15 protein-coding genes and 1 tRNA gene are annotated in these 16,861 nt (G+C 69.0%); 5 read left to right on the top strand and 11 right to left on the bottom strand.

The genetic code is table 11. The annotated features are described in order from the left end of the window. Window positions 1–165 precede the first annotated feature (165 nt). Window positions 166–5,520, bottom strand: coding sequence for a DUF7507 domain-containing protein (locus ACQPXB_RS48770; RefSeq protein ID WP_432848881.1), 5,355 nt, complete (start codon window positions 5,518–5,520; stop codon window positions 166–168). 63 nt (window positions 5,521–5,583) lie between these two features. Further along, window positions 5,584–6,054: a MarR family winged helix-turn-helix transcriptional regulator gene (locus ACQPXB_RS48775; RefSeq protein WP_366580157.1), complete on the bottom strand. Its 471-nt coding sequence runs from the start codon at window positions 6,052–6,054 to the stop codon at window positions 5,584–5,586. Window positions 6,055–6,159: 105 nt separating this feature from the next. Between ACQPXB_RS48775 and ACQPXB_RS48780 the strand changes: the two genes are divergently transcribed. Then, window positions 6,160–7,347: an FAD-dependent oxidoreductase gene (locus ACQPXB_RS48780; RefSeq protein ID WP_432848883.1), complete on the top strand. Its 1,188-nt coding sequence runs from the start codon at window positions 6,160–6,162 to the stop codon at window positions 7,345–7,347. Window positions 7,348–7,599: 252 nt separating this feature from the next. Here ACQPXB_RS48780 and dcd read toward each other — a convergent pair whose 3' ends face one another. Together dcd and ACQPXB_RS48790 are read right to left on the bottom strand one after the other, a co-directional pair. Then, window positions 7,600–8,181, bottom strand: coding sequence for a dCTP deaminase (dcd, locus tag ACQPXB_RS48785; protein WP_366580153.1), 582 nt, complete (start codon window positions 8,179–8,181; stop codon window positions 7,600–7,602). An 83-nt stretch (window positions 8,182–8,264) separates the two neighbouring features. Then, a complete protein-coding gene (locus tag ACQPXB_RS48790) occupies window positions 8,265–9,461 on the bottom strand; it encodes an oxygenase MpaB family protein (protein ID WP_432857168.1) in 1,197 nt (398 codons plus the stop codon). Window positions 9,462–9,579: 118 nt separating this feature from the next. On the opposite strand from ACQPXB_RS48790, the gene ACQPXB_RS48795 reads away from it, so the two are divergent. After that, window positions 9,580–9,653: transfer RNA gene (locus tag ACQPXB_RS48795), tRNA-Gly, on the top strand. A gap of 122 nt (window positions 9,654–9,775) precedes the next feature. Here ACQPXB_RS48795 and ACQPXB_RS48800 read toward each other — a convergent pair. Beyond that, window positions 9,776–10,935, bottom strand: a protein-coding gene (locus ACQPXB_RS48800; protein WP_432848885.1) for an IS3 family transposase whose coding sequence is annotated in 2 segments (ribosomal slippage) — window positions 9,776–10,654 and window positions 10,657–10,935 — 1,158 coding nt in all. Because the reading frame shifts where the segments join, the coding sequence is not laid out codon by codon here. Between the two features lie 78 nt (window positions 10,936–11,013). Here ACQPXB_RS48800 and ACQPXB_RS48805 point away from each other — a divergent pair. Beyond that, window positions 11,014–11,289, top strand: a complete 276-nt coding sequence (locus tag ACQPXB_RS48805) for a hypothetical protein (RefSeq protein WP_432848886.1) — start codon at window positions 11,014–11,016, stop codon at window positions 11,287–11,289. A 6-nt stretch (window positions 11,290–11,295) separates the two neighbouring features. Here the strand turns inward: ACQPXB_RS48805 and ACQPXB_RS48810 are convergent, their stop codons facing one another. The 5 genes from ACQPXB_RS48810 to ACQPXB_RS48830 all read right to left on the bottom strand — a co-directional run bounded on the left by ACQPXB_RS48810 (window position 11,296) and on the right by ACQPXB_RS48830 (window position 14,396). Continuing rightward, entirely contained in the window at window positions 11,296–11,610 is a 315-nt protein-coding gene (locus tag ACQPXB_RS48810; RefSeq protein ID WP_432848887.1) for an antibiotic biosynthesis monooxygenase family protein, read from the bottom strand. After that, window positions 11,607–11,999 (bottom strand): nuclear transport factor 2 family protein, encoded by a 393-nt coding sequence (locus tag ACQPXB_RS48815; protein WP_366580143.1) that lies wholly within the window; start codon window positions 11,997–11,999, stop codon window positions 11,607–11,609. The genes ACQPXB_RS48810 and ACQPXB_RS48815 overlap by 4 nt, the downstream gene beginning before the upstream one ends. 109 nt (window positions 12,000–12,108) lie before the next feature. After that, entirely contained in the window at window positions 12,109–13,302 is a 1,194-nt protein-coding gene (locus tag ACQPXB_RS48820) for an RNA polymerase sigma factor (protein ID WP_432848889.1), read from the bottom strand. Then, window positions 13,299–13,646, bottom strand: a complete 348-nt coding sequence (locus tag ACQPXB_RS48825; RefSeq protein ID WP_432848890.1) for a YciI family protein — start codon at window positions 13,644–13,646, stop codon at window positions 13,299–13,301. Before ACQPXB_RS48825 ends, ACQPXB_RS48820 begins: the two co-directional genes overlap by 4 nt. 99 nt (window positions 13,647–13,745) lie before the next feature. Next, a complete protein-coding gene (locus ACQPXB_RS48830) occupies window positions 13,746–14,396 on the bottom strand; it encodes a hypothetical protein (protein ID WP_432848891.1) in 651 nt (216 codons plus the stop codon). Window positions 14,397–14,510: 114 nt separating this feature from the next. Here ACQPXB_RS48830 and ACQPXB_RS48835 point away from each other — a divergent pair, with 114 nt between their 5' ends. Together ACQPXB_RS48835 and ACQPXB_RS48840 are read left to right on the top strand one after the other, a co-directional pair. Then, window positions 14,511–14,888: a nitroreductase family deazaflavin-dependent oxidoreductase gene (locus tag ACQPXB_RS48835; RefSeq protein ID WP_366580135.1), complete on the top strand. Its 378-nt coding sequence runs from the start codon at window positions 14,511–14,513 to the stop codon at window positions 14,886–14,888. Between the two features lie 9 nt (window positions 14,889–14,897). Continuing rightward, window positions 14,898–15,428 carry a GNAT family N-acetyltransferase gene (locus ACQPXB_RS48840; protein WP_432848894.1) on the top strand — a complete coding sequence of 177 codons (531 nt, stop codon included), beginning with the start codon at window positions 14,898–14,900 and terminating at the stop codon, window positions 15,426–15,428. A 149-nt stretch (window positions 15,429–15,577) separates the two neighbouring features. Here ACQPXB_RS48840 and ACQPXB_RS48845 read toward each other — a convergent pair whose 3' ends face one another. Continuing rightward, on the bottom strand, window positions 15,578–16,855 hold the full coding sequence (locus ACQPXB_RS48845) for an MFS transporter (protein WP_432848896.1): 1,278 nt from the start codon (window positions 16,853–16,855) through the stop codon (window positions 15,578–15,580). Window positions 16,856–16,861 lie beyond the last annotated feature (6 nt).

Consider the following 16,861-nt stretch of genomic DNA (forward strand, 5'->3'; position numbering starts at 1 on the left):
CACGGGCGAGGAAACTATCACGAACCGATTACGACCGTTACCCCCGAAAGGCGCAGTGCCTTATTTGATCAAGCGTCGGAAATGATCTTTGCCCGGCGTCGTTTTCCTGGTGCAGGCGCAAGCTAATCTCGACGTGCGGTGATGCGTCTGCGCAGGCCGGGAGACTCACCTCACGCGCGTGACGCGCAGGAGAAGGGCGCCTGAGCCGAGGAGCGCCAGGCCGAGCAGGACATAGAGGGTGAAGTCGGGATCGGGGCCGGGAAGGGGTTCGTTTTCCGCGGATGTTCGCGCGCGTGGGCCGAGGACCCGCACTGCGGCGGCGGCTCGGACGGTGAGCGGTTCCGTGCCGACGGGGTAAGCGGTGACCTCGACGGCGTCCGTGAGCGTGCCGCCGCGGGGTGCGGTGGCGGTGCGGGTCCATTCGCGCCGGCGGCCCGGGTCGAGGTGGTGGCCGTCGATCGTGAGGGGTGTGTCGCCGGTGTTGGCGGCGGTGACGAGGAACGTGACGGTGTCACCCGGGTTGGCTGTGGGGTCGGCTTGTTCGGTGACGTGCAGGGCCGGTCGGGGGACCGCCTTGACCGGCTGCTCGAGTGTCGTGTGCGAGCCGAGGACGTCGGTGGTCGTGGTGGTGGTTGCCGTGAGCCGGTGGCCGGCGGGGTCTTGGGCGGTGACGGTGGTGTTCGTGACGGCCGTCGTCGTGGCCGTGAGGGTGCAGGCGCGGAGGGTTTGGGTGCCGGGCGCGAGGTTGGGCAACGTGAAGGCGCAGACCGGGTCGGTGGCGCGAACGGTCACGTCGTGCAGTTCCGCGTCTCCGGTGTTGCGGACGGTGGTCAGGTACGTGACGGGGTCACCGGAGCGGATGGGCTGGTTCAGGTGAGCGGTGGTGACGGTGAGTCCGGGGTGGATCACGGGGACGGGGTTGCTTGCCGTGGTGGTGATGGGCGCGCCGCGGGACGGGGTGGCCGTGACCTGGGTGGTGTCGGTGGTCGAGCCGGTCGCGGTGGTGGTGCACGGGTAGCGCTGGATGCCGTTGACGGGCAGCGTCGGGAAGATCCGCGCGCACTCGGGGGCCTGCGAGTCGGTGACGCGGACGTCGTGCAGCTCGGTGTCGCCGGTGTTGGTGAGGACGAGGTCGAAGCGCACGGACTCGTCGGGCGCGAAGGGACCTTCGGCGCTGGTTTTCGCGATGGTGAGTTTCGGCTCCAGCACCTCGAACGACGCCTGCGCCGACGCCGTCACCGCGCGTTGGGTCGGGTCGGCGGCGGTGGCCTTGGTCGTGCTGGTGAAGCCGGTTTCACCCGCGACGGTGGTGCAGGTGTAGGTCTCCTCCGCGTCGGGCGCGAGGGCGGCGACGTCGTGGGCGCAGGCGGCGGTGTGATCGTCCACAACGGACACCTGGGTGAGCGGCACGTCGCCGACGTTCTTCACCAACACGGAGAACGTGACCGTGTCGCCTTCGCGGACTTGGTACGGCTCGGCGTCGGTCATGATCGCGAGCTCAGGGTGGATCACGTCGACGTTCGTGGTGCCGGACGCGGTCACGGGGCGGGTCGTCGGGTCGTTGGCCGTGGCGTTGACGGTGGTGGTGAAGTCGTCGGGCGCGGCTTTGATCGTGCAGGTGTAGGTGACGGCGGCGCCGGTGGCCAGTTGGTCCTCGGAGTGGGGGCAGCCGGTGAGGGTGATCTTCGTCAGCGGGGTGTCGCCGGTGTTGGTGACGGTGACGGTGATCGTGACGTCGTCGCCGGGCCTGGCTTGGGGTTGTGCGGCAACGGGTTTCACGGTGAGCGCCGGGTGGATCACGTCGATCTTCGCATCGGCGGTCGCGGTGAGCGGCGGGCCGGTGGTGGGGGTGCCGGTGACGTGGGCCGTCAGGACGATGTCGTCGGCCGGGGCGGGTGAGGTGCAGTCGTAGGACTGCTTCGCGCCCGGGGCGAGGGTGTCGAAGGTCTTGGCGCAGGCCGGTGTCTGGTCGTCGGTGACTCGCACAGCGGCAACGGGTGAGTCGCCGGTGTTGGTGACGGTGAGTGTCGTGGTCACGGCGTCGCCGGTGCGGAAGGGACCGCCGTGCACGGTGCGGGTGAGTGAGAGGCCGGGGTGGACGACAGTGAACGCGGCGTCGGCCGTCGCGGTGACGGCGCCGCCGAGCGGGTCGGTGGCGGTGACCTTCGCGGTGTTGGTGTAGCCGTCGGGGCCGGCTTGGGTCGTGCAGGTGTAGCGGTCGGTGGCGCCGGGGGCGAGGGTGGTGCCGTCGGGTCGGGCGCAGGCTGAGGTCTTGTCGTCCACAATGGACATCTTGGTGAGCGGAGCGTCGCCGATGTTGCCCACGGTGATCGTGAAGGTGACTTGGTCCCCTTGGCGCACTTGCTGCGGCGTGGCCGACTGGGTGATCGTGACGGCGGGGTGGATCACGTCGAGGTGCGCGTCGGCGGACGCGGTGACCGGGCGGTTCGACGGGTCGCTGCCGGTGGCTTTCGCGGTGCTGGTGAGGTCGTCGCCGGTGGAGTGGGTGCAGGTGTAGGTCTGTTTTGCTTGGGGGGCCAGGGTTCCGACGGATTTGGCGCATTCGGGTGCGGCCTGGTCTTCGATGGTGACGTCGTGCAGTTCGGCGTCGCCCGTGTTGGTGGCGGTGATGGTGAATGTCGCCGGCTCGCCGGGCCGGGTGACCGTCGGCGCTACCGTCTGCGTGACGGCGATGGCGGGGTGGATCACGTCGACGGCGGTCTCGGCGCTCGCCGTCACGACCGGTCCCACCGGCGGGGTGGCGGTGACGGTGAGCGATTCGGTGACGTCGTCGGCCGGCGCCGTGGTGGTGCAGGTGAAGGTCCAAGTGGCGCCGGGTGCCAGCGTGTCGTGGTCTTGGGTGCAGGCGTCGGCGCGGGCTGCGGTGGTGACGTGCAGCTTGGTGAGCGGGGTGTCGCCGGTGTTGGTGACGGTGACCTGGAGCGGCACGCTGTCGTGCTCGCGGAACGGTCCACCTTGGACGGTGGTGGCGAGCGTGACAGCCGGGTGCTGCACTGTGAACTTCGCGTCGGCCGAGGCCGTGACCGTGCGGGCGGTCGGGTCGGTTCCGGTGGCTGTCACGGAGTTGGTGAAGCCGTCCTTACCGGCCACCGTGGTGCAGGTGAAGGTTTGTTTCGCTTGTGGTGCCAGGATTCCGAGCTGTTTGGCGCAGTCGTGGACCTCGGTGCTGGTCACGGCGAGGGCGTTCAGCTCGGCGTCGCCGGTGTTGCTCACCGTGACACTGAAGGTCACGCGGTCCCCCTCGCGCACCTGCGCGGGCGCGGCGGACTCCGTGACGGCGACGGCGGGGTGGATGACGTCGACCGGCGCGTCGGCCGTCACGCTGAGTTGTTTGCCCAGCTCGTCCTTGCCGGTCGCGACGGCGGGATCCGTGAAGTCGCCGCCCGGCGCGAGCAAGTCGCACTGGTAGGTCTGCGTGGCCTGCGGTGCCAGCGTCCCGAACTTCCGCACGCAGCCGGGGGTGCGGTCGTCGGCCACCGCGACGTCGTCGAGCGGCGCGTCGCCGATGTTCTTGAGCGTGACGGTGAAGGTCACGCGGTCCCCTTCGCGCACCTGTGCCGGCGCGGCCGTTTTCGTGAGCGACAACGCCGGGTGGATCACCTTCGCCGTAGCCGACGCGGTGTCGGTGACGAGCTGCCCTGAGAGGTCGGTGCCGGTCGCCGTCACCGTGTTCGTCGTGGTCAGCGCGGGGTTCGCCCTGCACGGGAAGCTCTGTCGCGTGCCGGCGGCGAGCGCGCCGAACGTCCGCGAGCACTCCGGCGTGGTCGCGTCGGTGACGACGACGGGGTTCAGCGGGCTGTCGCCGGTGTTGCGCACGGTGATCGTCCAGGTCACCGGCTCATCGGCGTGGACGACGGCGGGGTCCACCGTCTTGGTGACGTCGAGCGCGGGCGCGATGAGAGGGACTTTCACGTCGGCGTCGGCGGTCACCGTCTTGCCCAGCGGATCGGTTCCGGCGACGGAAGCGCTGGTGTCGGGGACCGGCGCCTTGGTCGTGCAGGTACTGGTGGTGTGCTGGCCCGGCGCGAGTGTCCCGATCGTGCGCGCGCACGCGCCGACCTTCGCGTCGGTCACGGCGACGTCGTGCAGCGGGACGTCGCCGGTATTGGTGGCGGTGACCGTGAACGTCACGGGGTCACCGGCGCGATAAGCCGCCTTGTCGACTTGCTGCGCGAGCGTGATCGCCGGGTGCACCACGACGACGCGAGTGGTCGCGCTGCCGTCGAGTGCGTCACCGAGCGTGCTGGTGCCAGTGACCTTCGCGGCGCTCGTGACGTCGTCGTCCGGCGCGGTCACCGTGCACTGGTAACCCGTGGTCGTGCCCGCGGCGAGCTCGCCGATCTTCTTGGCGCAGGCGGGAAAGCGGTCGTCGGTCACCTCGACGCCGGTGGCGACGGTGTCGTTCGGGTTGGTGACGCCGACGGTCACGGTGACCTGGTCGCCGGCGTGCGCGCGCGGCGGATCGGCGTGGGTCACGAGCTGCAGATCGGGCACGGGCACGGAGAACACGAGGTTCTGCGCGACGAAATCGTCGCCGGTGGTGCTGAACGCGAGCTTCGCGCTGGTCGCGCCGCTGGGCACGGCGTCGCTGCTGAACGCCTTAGCGTCGATGCCGAAGGTGTTCTTGACTGCGGGTTTCGCGGCGTTGTCGGTGCTGGCGACGAAGAAGTTGTCGGACGCGCCGGTGCCGGGTTCGGCGACGGGTTTGTCGTTGATGAGGAAGCGGTCACCGGTCGTGCCCCAGTCGCCGCCTTCGGCGGTCACGCCGACGTGGGCGTCGGCCGAGGCCGCGCGGAACCCGGTGACGGTGGTGGTCGTGGCGGGACCGTTCGCGCTCTGCGGCACGTGGCCGTCGTAGACGTAGATCGCGCGCTTGGCCGGCGCGTACTGCGGGTCGCGCGCGGGGTAGGAGAAGACGATCGCCACCGACCAGCCGCCACCGCACCCGCGCCCGGCGGTGGTCCAGACGTCGGCCGCGGTGAGGGTGAGGGGCGCGCCGGTCGGGGCCGTCGCGAACTGACCGGTCACGTCGGCGTAGGCGGAATAGAACTTGGCGTCCTCGGCGTACGACCCGGGCGTGACGTCGGCTTTCGCTGCGCCGACGGAAAACCGCACGGCCTGCGTCTTGGGCGCGCCGGCGGGGCTCGCGCACCCCGTCCTCGTGCCGCCCCAGCTCAGCCGCGCGAAGGCCACCTTCGCGCCGGGCGGGATCGTGACGGACGCCGTGGAGGAGTCGAACGTGCTCGGGTCGGAGTCCACATCGGACCATCGCAGCGCGAAATCGCCGGCGGGCTTCTTCGTCTCGCGACTGGCGGCTTTCGCGCAGTCGGCGTCACTCGGCGTGCACTCGACCACGCTGTTGCCGGCGTAGAGGAAATCGCCGTACACCACTTGGTGGTAATTCTGCTGCAATCCCTTGACGGTTTCCGCGTGCGCGGGCACGACGAACGTGGCCAGGAGGCCGAGTACCGCGAGCAGACGTTTCCCGGCCGAGCCCATGTCCGCGAGCTTTCCACGAACCGGTGAACGAATCGCGTTTTCCAACCCGGCCGTGGCCGCAACTCACTCCAGCGAGCGACGGGTGATGCGCAAGGTCGACTCGTGGGTGACCGCCGCGGCTTTTTCGAGGAACCCGATCACCGTTCGGAGTTCACCTTCGGAGTAGTCGTTCGCGAGCTCGCGCGTCGCGGCCACGATGTGGTCCCACAGCGACACGGCGCGCTCGATCGTCTCCTCCTCCACGCCCACGAGCACCTTGCGCCGATCGTCCGGGTGCGGCGAGCGGGTGACCATCTGCTTGCGCTCGAGCCGGTCGATCAGCGCGGTGATCGACGCCGGCGCCAGGCCCGCGTACTCCGCGAGCTCCTTCGGCGTGAGCGGACCGAGGCGCGCGACGTAGTCGAGGACCTTGCTCTCGACCGCCGAGAGGTCGCGCAGGATCGCGATCGCGGTGTGGAACATGACCGTCTCCGTGGACAGCTCCCGCGACTTGAGCAGCAGCTCGTCGACCAGTTTCTCGTGCTCGGTTGACACGACGGCCAGCCTAGCGCATCATTCGATCGTCAGCATTATTCGACGTATCGAAATATTCGAGTCTGCGAACTATACGCAGCCTGGAACTATACGAGGGGACGAAGGATGTCGCGGGTGTTGATCGCGGGCGGGGGCATCGCGGGCACGATCACGGCGATCGCGCTGCACGAGGTGGGCCACGAGCCCGTGCTGTTCGAGGCGTACGACCGCACGGCCGAGGGGGTCGGCGCGTTCCTCACGCTGGCCGTGAACGGGCTAGATGCACTGGCGCCGTTCGGGCTGAAAGACCTGGTCAAGGACCTGGGCTTCGACACGCCGAGGATGAGCATCGGGCTCGGCGACGGCAAGCGCCTGGCCGAGTTCCCGCTGGGCGGCCCGCTGCCGGACGGCACGGTGAGCCAAACCGTGCGCCGCTCGGACCTCTACGTCGCGCTGCGCGACGAGGCCGCCAGACGCGGGGTGCGCACGGACTTCGGCCGGCGGCTCACCGACGCTTCGCAGACGTCATCCGAGGTCACCGCGGTCTTCGCCGACGGCTCGTCTGAGTCCGGCGACCTCCTGATCGGCGCCGACGGACTGCGCTCGACCGTGCGCCGGATCCTCGACCCGGCCGCGCCGGCGCCGCGGTACGTCCCCCTGCTCAACACCGGCGGCTTCACCAAGGGCGTGCGGATCGACGACGAACCAGGCGTGATGCACATGGCCTTCGGCCGCAAGGTGTTCTTCGCACACGTCGTACACCCGGACGGCTCGGTGTGGTGGTTCGCCAACGTCCCGCGCCCGACCGAGCCGACCCCGTCGTCACCGGTCCCGAGCGGCGCTCAGTGGCGCGCCGACCTGCTGGCCCTGGTCCGCCGCGACCGCACTCGCGCCGCGGACATCATCGCCGCCACGGACCACCTCTACGCCCCGTGGCCCACCTACGACTTCCCCTCCGTGCCCACCTGGCACCGCGGCCGCATCGGCATCATCGGCGACGCGGCCCACGCCACCTCACCCGCCGCCGGCCAAGGCGCGTCCATGGCCATCGAAGACGCCGTCACCCTGGCCCAATGCCTCCGCGACCTCAGCCCGGACGCCGCACTGCCGATCTTCGAGTCCCTGCGCCGCTCCCGCGTGGAAGCCGTGGTGGCCCAAGGAAAACGCAACGGCGACGACAAATCCCCGGGCCCCCTCGGCCGCCTCGCCCGCGACTTCTTCATCCGCCGCGCCATGAAGAACACCGGCGGGGCCGACCCCAACGCCTTCATGTGGAACCACCGCATCGACTGGGCCGCCCCGGTGTCGGCCTAACGCCAGGCACTCACGCGGTCGCTGCCCCGCGCTTCGGCCCCAGCGTCGAGCCCGACGTCAGGTGCGACCGCCCAGATCACACAGCTGCCATATCGACTGGGCAACGCGTGCGCCGGTCTGACGCCAGGTCCACGGACACCTCTCGCACTCCCGACCCCGCCTCGCACCGCGGCGCCCTCTGCACCCAGCGTCGAGCCGGCGCCAGGTGGGACCACTCGGGTCGCCGCATCGACTGGACGGCCGGATACCGGTCTAACGCCAGGTGTCCACGCGGTGGAAGTTCTTGTACGCCCGGCTGGGCGTCGGACCGCGCTGGCCCTGGTAGCGGGAGCCCGCTTCCTTCGAGCCGTACGGGAACTCCGCCGAGCTGGACAGGCGGAAGATGCACAGCTGGCCGATCTTCATGCCAGGCCACAGCGTGATCGGCAGGTTCGCGACGTTCGACAGCTCAAGCGTGATGTGCCCCGAGAAGCCGGGGTCGATGAAGCCCGCCGTCGAGTGCGTCAGCAACCCCAGCCGCCCCAGCGACGACTTGCCTTCGAGGCGCCCGGCGAGGTCGTCGGCCAGCGTGACCATCTCGTAGGTCGACCCGAGCACGAACTCGCCCGGATGCAGCACGAAGGGCTCCTCGCCCTCCTTCTCCACCAGTGAGGTCAGCTCGTCCTGCTGCAACTGCGGGTCGATGTGCGTGTACTTGCTGTTGTCGAACACCCGGAAGAACCGATCCAGCCGCACATCAATGCTCGACGGCTGCACCATCGCGGCATCAAACGGATCCATCCCGAGCCGGCCGGCATCGAGCTCTTTGCGGAGGTCACGGTCACTGAGCAGCACGGACGCAGCCTAACGTCTGCTTTGAAGCAGGTTGGATCAGGTTGGTTCAGATGATGACAGTTGTTCCAATCCGAACCAGCAGCTCAGGCGGCGCGCTCGCCACTCCCGTACGACGTATCCGCCTTGAACACCTCATGCACTCGCTTCAAATACCGCCGACGCCCCAGCCCACCGAGCAGCTCCTGCAACGCCGTCGCCCCCGGAATCAACCGCCGGGCCGTCTCCGCTGCGAAGTTCACCCCGGCCACCGCCACGACCGCCGCCTGGGCGACCGGGTCATCCGGCAGCTCCAGGAAATCGGCGTTCTCCTTGCCAAGCACCAGCCGACTGATCGCCGAGTGCACCGACACGTTCACGTGCGCCAGCACTTTCCCCGCAGCCCCGCGCCCCTCGCCAATCGCCGCATGGCTCTCGACAAGGGCCTTGGCCAGGCGTTTCGAGTCATCGTCAGGGATGAACTCAGTGGCGGCGAGAAGCCAGAGCAAGCGCCAGGCGTCGTCCTCGTCGGCGGGGAGGAGTTCCTCGTCGACGCCCATCAGCCAGCCGATGTAGCGCCACAGGTGCAGGATGTCCGCGCGCTCGCGCTCGGTGTAGCGGAGGCCGAGCAGCTGCGTGCCGAAGACGTAGACCAGCGAAAACAGCAGCAACGTGCCCGCGGTCTGGACCTGGTTGACCGGCCGGTCCCACTGCTCGTAGTCCCAGTCCTCGCGCTGGTTCATCGCCCGCCGGACGTGGGCGTGCACCAGCCGGATCCGCACCGCCGCCCGAAATCCGGCCGCGTTGCGGTCCATCGCCCCGGGCGTGGTGACGTCGATCCACCACGCGGCGGTCTCCACCAGCCGCTTCGGCGCCCGGTACTCGATCTCCCCGGTCCCCACCAACGACTTCGTCGCCCGTGACGCCAGGTATCCGCCCATCAAGGACATGTCACCCAGCGGAAACAGCCCCAGCAACCCCGCGCGCGTGATCGCCCGCGCCCCACGCTCCAGCCTCGCGCGATCCACCCAATACGGCGTCGCCTCGACGCCCGCCATGAACTCCCGCAGCTCAGCGTCGCTCTCCGGGCCGACCCCATGCACCAACGCCCGCTCGAACCGCGCCCGATTCCCGGCATCCCGCCCGAACCACTCCACCAACGCATCCGCCGGCGCGTCCTGCCGCTGCGCGAACTCCCTGAGCCGCAGCACCTGCTCATCCCCGGCGCGCAGCCCCTCGACCCCGCGCAACCGCGCGACCAGCCGAAACCCGCCCTGCCGGAACAACACCGGGTCGTCCACCACATCCACCTCCGGCGTCGCCACCCGTCCGACAACAAGTGTTGTCACTTGCCCCCGGCGCCGTCAACCCACGCCCCACTGGACACACGGACCACGCCCCCGTGTAAGCTGGCGAGGCACTGCGGATGTAGTTCAATGGTAGAACATCAGCTTCCCAAGCTGAATACGCGGGTTCGATTCCCGTCATCCGCTCCACAAATGCAGTGAGGGTGTTTTCCGACAATCCGGGAAACACCCTCACTGCTATTTCACCGCCACCACCAACCAGGGGATAAGGGTCTGCCCAGACTTCGGTTGACACCGGAGTTGGCTGTTTCTCAGGCCGCTGCTGCGGTGGTGTAGATGGTCTCAAACTCGACTGGGGTGAGCTTGCCCAGGGCGCGTTGGCGGCGTTTGCGGTGGTACTTTGTCTCGATCCAGGACACGATCGCCAACCGGAGCTCCTCACGCGTGCGCCACCTCCGGGTGTCGAGAACATTCTTTTGCAGCAACGAAAAGAACGATTCCATCGCAGCGTTGTCACCGCAGGCGCCGACCCGCCCCATCGACCCGGTCAGCCCATGCGCGTGCAGGAGGCGCTGGTAGGGCACCGATCGGAATTGGGCGCCGCGGTCGGAGTGGACGACGACATCGCGTGGGTTTCGGAGCGCGATGGCGTTGCGCAGCGCACTGACGGCGAGTGAGGCCCGCATGTGCGAGGCGATGGAGTATCCGACGATCTTGTTGGAGTAGCAGTCCTTGACCGCACACAGATACAGCTTGCCCTCGCCGGTGGGGTGCTCGGTGATATCGGTCAGCCACTTGGTATTCGGTGCGGTGGCGGTGAAGTCCCGGCGGACCAGGTCGTCGTGCACCGGCGGACCCGCCTTGCGGGAACGTCCTTTCTTCTTGGCGTGCAGCGAGAAGATCTGCTGCATCGAGCAGATCCGCCACACCCGGTTCTCCGAGGCGGTGAATCCGCGCCGGGCGAGTTCGTCGGCGATGAACCGGTAGCCGTCGGCCGGGTCATCGGAGTGGATCTCGAGCGCGGCGTTGATCAAATGCGCGTCGTCCCAGTCCCGCTGCGAGACCGGGGACGAACACCACTGGTAGTAGGCCTGCCGGGAGATCCCCAGCACCCTGCACGTCACCGCGACCGGCACCCGCATAGGGGCGCCGGCCGCAGCCAGGTCACGGACGAGCGGGAAGACTATTTTCCCGGCAGATTGCCCTGCGCCAGGTAAGCCGCCGCCTTGCGCAGGACCTCGTTCTCCTGCTCCAGCAACCGGTTCCGCTTCCGCAGTTCCCGCAGCTCAGCGGACTCATCCCGGGTCACGCCGGGCCGGGTGCCGTCCTCGACATCGGCCGCGCGCAGCCAGTTGGCCAGACACGACTCGGAGATCCCGAAATCCTTGGCGACCTGCTTCAACGGGACCTCGCCGCGGCGGGCCACAGCGATCACGTCGTCACGGAACTCACGGGGGTAGGGCTTGGGCACGGTGACATCCTTCCATGCGAGGCCGAAGCCTCACAGGTGAGGTGTCAACCAGACCCTGGGCAGACCCTAATCCCTCCCATGACGCGTGGCGAGCAGCTCTGCGAAGTCATCGACGACCTCGTGCACATCCTCCGCACCGGTGAGCACGACACGGCCTGGAGCAGCTACCGCTCCGTCGGCGACGCGATAACCGAGCTGGAACACCTGAAAGAGCGCATCCGACAAGGCGACCCCGAAGCAGAAAAACGCCTCAGAGAACTCTTCCTCCCCACCGGAGCCCTCGAAGAGATCGCCGTCTCGAGTGGGTGGGCCGGAACCTGGGTGGAGCTCACCAAGAGGGTCGATCCACAGTAGACAGAGTCACACGTCGTCGCCGATGTCCAGTTTGTGGTAGAAGGTCACGGTCGGCTGGGTGGTGACGCCGGCTGCCGCCATGAGGGCGCCGATGCGGTCGCTTTCGGACGAGAAGAAGGCCTGGAACGAGGCCTCGTCCGGCCAGACGTCGACGACCAGGATGTCCTTGTCGTCGGCCCAGAAATGGTGGGACTGGAGGCCGTGGGCGCGGGCGGAGGCGATGATGGTCGATATGCGGGCGGGGTCGGAGGCGGCGGCCTTCTCGAACTGGGCGCCGTTGCCGGGGACGCGGAGGAGCATGAGCACGGACATCGTGATCACGCCCAGAAGGCGTCGTCGGAGGATTCGTCCTGGGAGACGTCCAGCAGGTCGACCGCTTGGCCGTCGCGCATCCGGAACACGAGCGCGTGGCGGGTGTCGAGGTGTTTGTCGCCGCGGGTGCCGGTGGAGTGGTAGACGGTGACGACCTCGTCGTCGTTCGCGTAGACCTCCTCGAGGGCCACGCGGAGGGTGCCGTCGCTGCGGGTGGCGAGTTGGCCGTACATCGACAGGATCGCGTCGCGGCCCTTGTGGTCGCCCGAAAAGACGTTGTGGCCCGGCATGTGTTGCACGGCGTCGGCGGCGATGAGCTCGGACAGGGCCGCGACGTCGCCGGCGGAGAAGGCCGCGTAGCCGCGGCGGATGAGCGTCGCGTTGGGGTGTTCGGCCATCGTGGCCCCCTCTGCAAAGAAAGTTGGGCGCCCTGGGCGCGGGCGTGTTCACCGGCCGCAGGGCGTGGCACCATCGAACGCGCCGGGCCGCGAACGTGTCAAGACCGCCCTATTCACCCAGCCGGCGACGCAGCAGAGCCGCGTGGCCGCCGGCAAGGCCCGTCTCCTCGGCGAGCTCGAGAGCGGCACGAGCCTCGCAGAGGTTTCCTAAGCGGCACAACAGTTCCGCGCGCGTCGCGTGCCACCAGGGGTAGTCCGCCAGCACGTCCAACGCGTCCACGAGCGGCAGCGCCACCGCGGCCCCGTCACGTTCGGCGATCGCGGCCGCGCGGTTCAGTGACACCACCGGGCTCGGGCGGACGGTGAAAAGCACGTCGTACCAAGAGCTCACGGCGTCCCAGTTGGTCGACGCGTACGTCGGCGACAAGGCGTGACAAGCCGCGATCGCCGCTTCCACCACGTAGGGGTTGGGCGCGGAAGGCGTGCGCCGCAAAGCGCGCCCCACCAGCAAAACACCCTCCTGGATCAGGGCCGCGTCCCACAGCGAACGGTCCTGATCGGCCAGCAGCACGGGCAAACCGTCGTCGGCCACGCGCGTGCACCGGCGCGCGTCGTGCAGCAACAGCAACGCCAGCAACCCCAGCACCGTCGGCTCGTCCGGCATCAGCGACGCGAGCAGCCGCGCCAGCCGCACGGCCTCGTCGACCAGCGGATCGCGCACGCCCGCGTACCCCTCGTTGAAGATCAGGTACACCGTCGCCGCCACACCGGAAAGCCGCTCGGGCAGCTCCTCGGCCGCCGGCACGCGGTACGGGATCCCCGCCGTCGCGATCTTCTGCTTCGCCCGCGTCAACCGCTTCGCCGCCGTCGCCTCGGGCAGGCGCAGTCCACGCGCGACCTCGGCGGTCGACAAACCGCCGAGTGTCCGCAGCGACAAAGCGACCTGCGCGTCCACCGACAGACACGGGTGGCAGCAGGTGAACACGAGGCGCAGCAGGTCGTCGCGGATCACGGAGGGCGGCGGGTCGTCGTCGGCGAGCGGCATCGCGTCCGCCTCCTTCCCGACGCGCTTGGCCTCGCGGCGCAGCACGTCGACGGCGCGTCGCCGCGCCGTCACGAGCAGCCAGGCCCGCGGGTTGTCCGGGACGCCGTCGCGGGGCCACGTTTCGAGCGCCCGCACGACGGCGTCCTGCACCGCGTCCTCGGCCAGGTCCACGCTGCCGATGACCCGCACGAGCGTGGCGAGCACCCGGGTCCCCTCATCCCGGATGAGCCGCGCCAGCGTGTCACCGGCGACCGTCACGAGAACTCGACGATCGGGCGCACCTCGACGGCGCCGTCCCACGCGGCCGGGATCTGCGCGGCGACCTTGACGGCTTCGTCGAGGTCGCCGCATTCGATGAGGTAGAAGCCGGTGAGGGCTTCCTTCGTCTCGGCGTACGGGCCATCGCTGGTCACGATGTCGCCGCCCTTGCCGCCGTTCACGCGGACGGTGGTGGCCGTCGCGGTCGGGTACAGAGCCTGGCCGCCGCGGATCACGGCCGCAGCGGCCGCGCCGAACTCGTTGTAGTCCTTCATCATCGACGCGGCTTCCGGCTGCGTCGGGTCCACGTCGGCGGAGTAGATGAGCGCGGCATAGGTGGGCATGGCTGCTCCTGATGAGTGTCCGGACCGGCGCCGTTCGCCGGCTAACACTCTAAGGACGAACGGCCCCCAACGCGCCAGGACAATCGCCGCGGAAAAACTTCAGCCCTCGACGAGCTCCCACTCGCCACCCGGCTCCGCGCGGTCGAAGACCTGGCCCGGCGCGGCCTGCAGCACGTTCACGACGTCCGGGTACAGGCTCACCACGTGCTCCAGCTCCAGGCCCTCGACCTCGAAGTCCTCGGCTTCCGGCACCTCGAAGCCCACGAAGAGCCACGTGCCGTCACCCTCGCGCACGACCTGGCGCACGGCGCGTACGGGCGCGTCACCCCCGGTCACGATCTCGGTGAGCCCGGTCGACAGTTGCACCTCGTCCACCGGCGAGCCCGGGTGCTGCCACGCGGCGATGCGGGCTTCGCGGATCTCGCGGTCCTCGGCCTCGTCGTCGGAGTCGGCGACGGAGCTCAGCAGCCACGCCGAACGCTCCGGGTCCCAGTCGGCCGCCATGCCGGTGGGCAGCGACGCCAGCGCCGTGAGCTGCGGGATGAGCTCGACGGCTTCGCGCAGCGGGACCGCACCGAACTGCTCGCGGTTGACGTCCATGTCCTCGTCGAACTCGGCGCCGTCGCTGATGAACCAGTCGTCGTCATCGTCGAGGACCACGAACGCGAGCTGCGCGGGGTCTTCCAGCAGCGCCCGCGCGAAAATCACGGGCGACTCCGGGTCCTGTCGCAGCGGCCAGTCGTTCGACATGTTCTTCTCCCCGCGTCGTGCCGGCGTCCGCGAACATCCCACCAGACGTACGAACCGGCCTCGCACCGGGCCGAAAACGCGCTAATTCCACGGACGTTGGATTACCCTGGGCAGATGGTGCTGCCAGAACGTCTCGCCCACTTCAACCGCGTGGTGACCAACCGGGTCACGGGACCGTTCGTCGGGTGGCTGCCCGGCTTCGGCCTGGTCGTGCACCAGGGCCGCCGGTCCGGCAAGGAGTTCCGCACCCCGCTGAACGTCTTCCGCACCGACGACGGCTTCGTCGTCGCCCTCACCTACGGCCCGGACACCGACTGGGTCAAGAACGTGCTGGCCGCGGGCCACGCGGAGCTCGTCACGCGCGGCAAAAAATGGCGCGTCACCGATCCACGGCTCGTGCATGATGGATCCCGCCGTCCGATGCCGCCCGGGGTGCGCCAGTTCCTCGGGCTCGTCGGGGTCGAGGACTTCCTGCTGCTGCGGCGGGAGTGAGGGGGAGCGGTGCTCTCGGGCAAGCTGGTGCGGCTGCGGGCGCTCGAGCCGTCGGACGCGGAGTCGCTGTACCGCTGGATCCACGACGACGAGGTGGGTCAGTTCATGACCGGCTCGCACCCGCGTTCCCTGGACCAGGTGCGCAAGCGCTGCGAGGAACGCAAGGTCAACACGTACGAGCACGTGGTGCTCGGCATCGAGTCGGTGGCATCGGGCGCGTTGCTCGGCGTGATCGACCTGCGCGACGCCGAGCCCGAGATCGGCCGCGCCGAGCTCGACATCTACATCGGCGAGAAGGACCACTGGAACGGCGGCTACGGCACCGAGGCCATGCGCCTGATGTGCCGCTACGGCTTCAACGTGATGCGCCTGCACCTCATCGCCCTGTGGGTGGTCGCCAACAACGAACGCGCGCGCCACGTCTACCGCAAGGTGGGCTTCGTGGAGGACGGCCGGCACCGCGAGTGTTTCCGCGGCAGCGATGGGAAGTACTACGACATGTACTTGATGAGCCTGCTGGAACCCGAGCTCATCGACTGACGGCCGGTCGTCCAGGCGTTCGCTCGGCAACCCGGGAGACTGGCCCAGTCCCGCACGGGCCTGAGCACAACCGCGCCGGACTGACAAGATCTCTGCCGTCATCGATCAGCAGCGGCTTGCCTTCGGACCCGCCGCCGTATGGCGGGTGGTCACAGCTCGTCAGTGATGAGCGGGCTCGTTTGGCGCTCGCGAGGTGCGCCGATGCGCGCAGGGGCGCTGTCGCGCGATGTCGCAGCCCGGAACAGGAGCAGGGGCGTGGCAATCAGCAGAAGGCCCGCCAGCCCGATCGCGATCCTCGTCGACGTCAGCGCGGCCAGGACGCCCCAGACGAGCGTGAGCAAGGCCGTGGCGAGGCTGCTGCTGATCTGCCACGCCGACAGCGTCCGTGAGAGTCGCTCGTGCTCGATGTGCTTGAGCCGGAAGGTCGCGACCACCGGGTTGAACAGGCTCATCGGCACGATGACACCGAACTCGATGACCATGACCAGCAGCAGTCCGGCGATGCCGGTGGGAATGAACGCCAGTCCAATCGGCCAGAGGACCGCGCCGATGGCCGCGAGCCACATGACCTTGTGCTCGCCGTACTTGGCGACTGTCGGACCGGCAAGGCGCGAGCCGACGAATCCACCGATGCACGGTACGGCGAAGGCGAGTCCGTACTGCCACGGCGCGAAGTGGAGGTCACGCAGCATGAGCACCGCGACCAGCGGTTCCTGCGCCATGATGAGGCCGCCTACGGCGAGGCGGTTCAGGAATACCGGACGCAGCCGCGGGTGGCTGAGCAGGTACCGCCAACTGTCCGGCAGATCCCGCAGGGTGACCTTCTTCGCCGCATCCTTCACGGGAGTCGGCTCGCGGCCGCCGATGGCGGTGATGCCGAGCGCTGAGAGCAGGTAGCTCAGGCCATCGGCGACAACGGTGGTGGTGTAGCCGAACAGCCCGATCGCGGCGCCGCCCAGCGGCGGGCCGATCGCGATCGAGCTCCACCAGGTGGATTCGAAGCGGCTGCTGGCTGCCAGAAGGTCGTCGCGGGCCACGACCGACTTCAGGTAGGCGCCGCCGGCGGTGGCGAACCCGATCTTGGCAGCGGAAACCACGATTGCGACGAGCAACAGCTGCACGTAGGTCAGCCAGCCGAGCCAGTAGGCCAGCGGAATGGTCGCCATCGCGGCGAAGCGCAGCAGGTCCATCGTGATCATGACGGGCCGCTTGCGTCGGGTTTCGATCCAGGGCCCGGTCGGGACAGCGACGAGGGCACCGACGATGAGGCTTGCCGACGAGAGCGCGGAAACGCCGGCGGGGCTGGAGTGCAGGACGCTGATGGCGATCAGGCCGAAGGCGCCGAACCCGAGACCGGAGCCGTAGGCACTGACCGCGTTCGCGGCCCACAGCCATCCGAACTGCCGCCCGAGCTTCCTGCGTGCCACGTCGGT

The organism is Amycolatopsis sp. CA-161197, from assembly GCF_050942255.1.
GTDB lineage: Bacteria > Actinomycetota > Actinomycetes > Mycobacteriales > Pseudonocardiaceae > Amycolatopsis.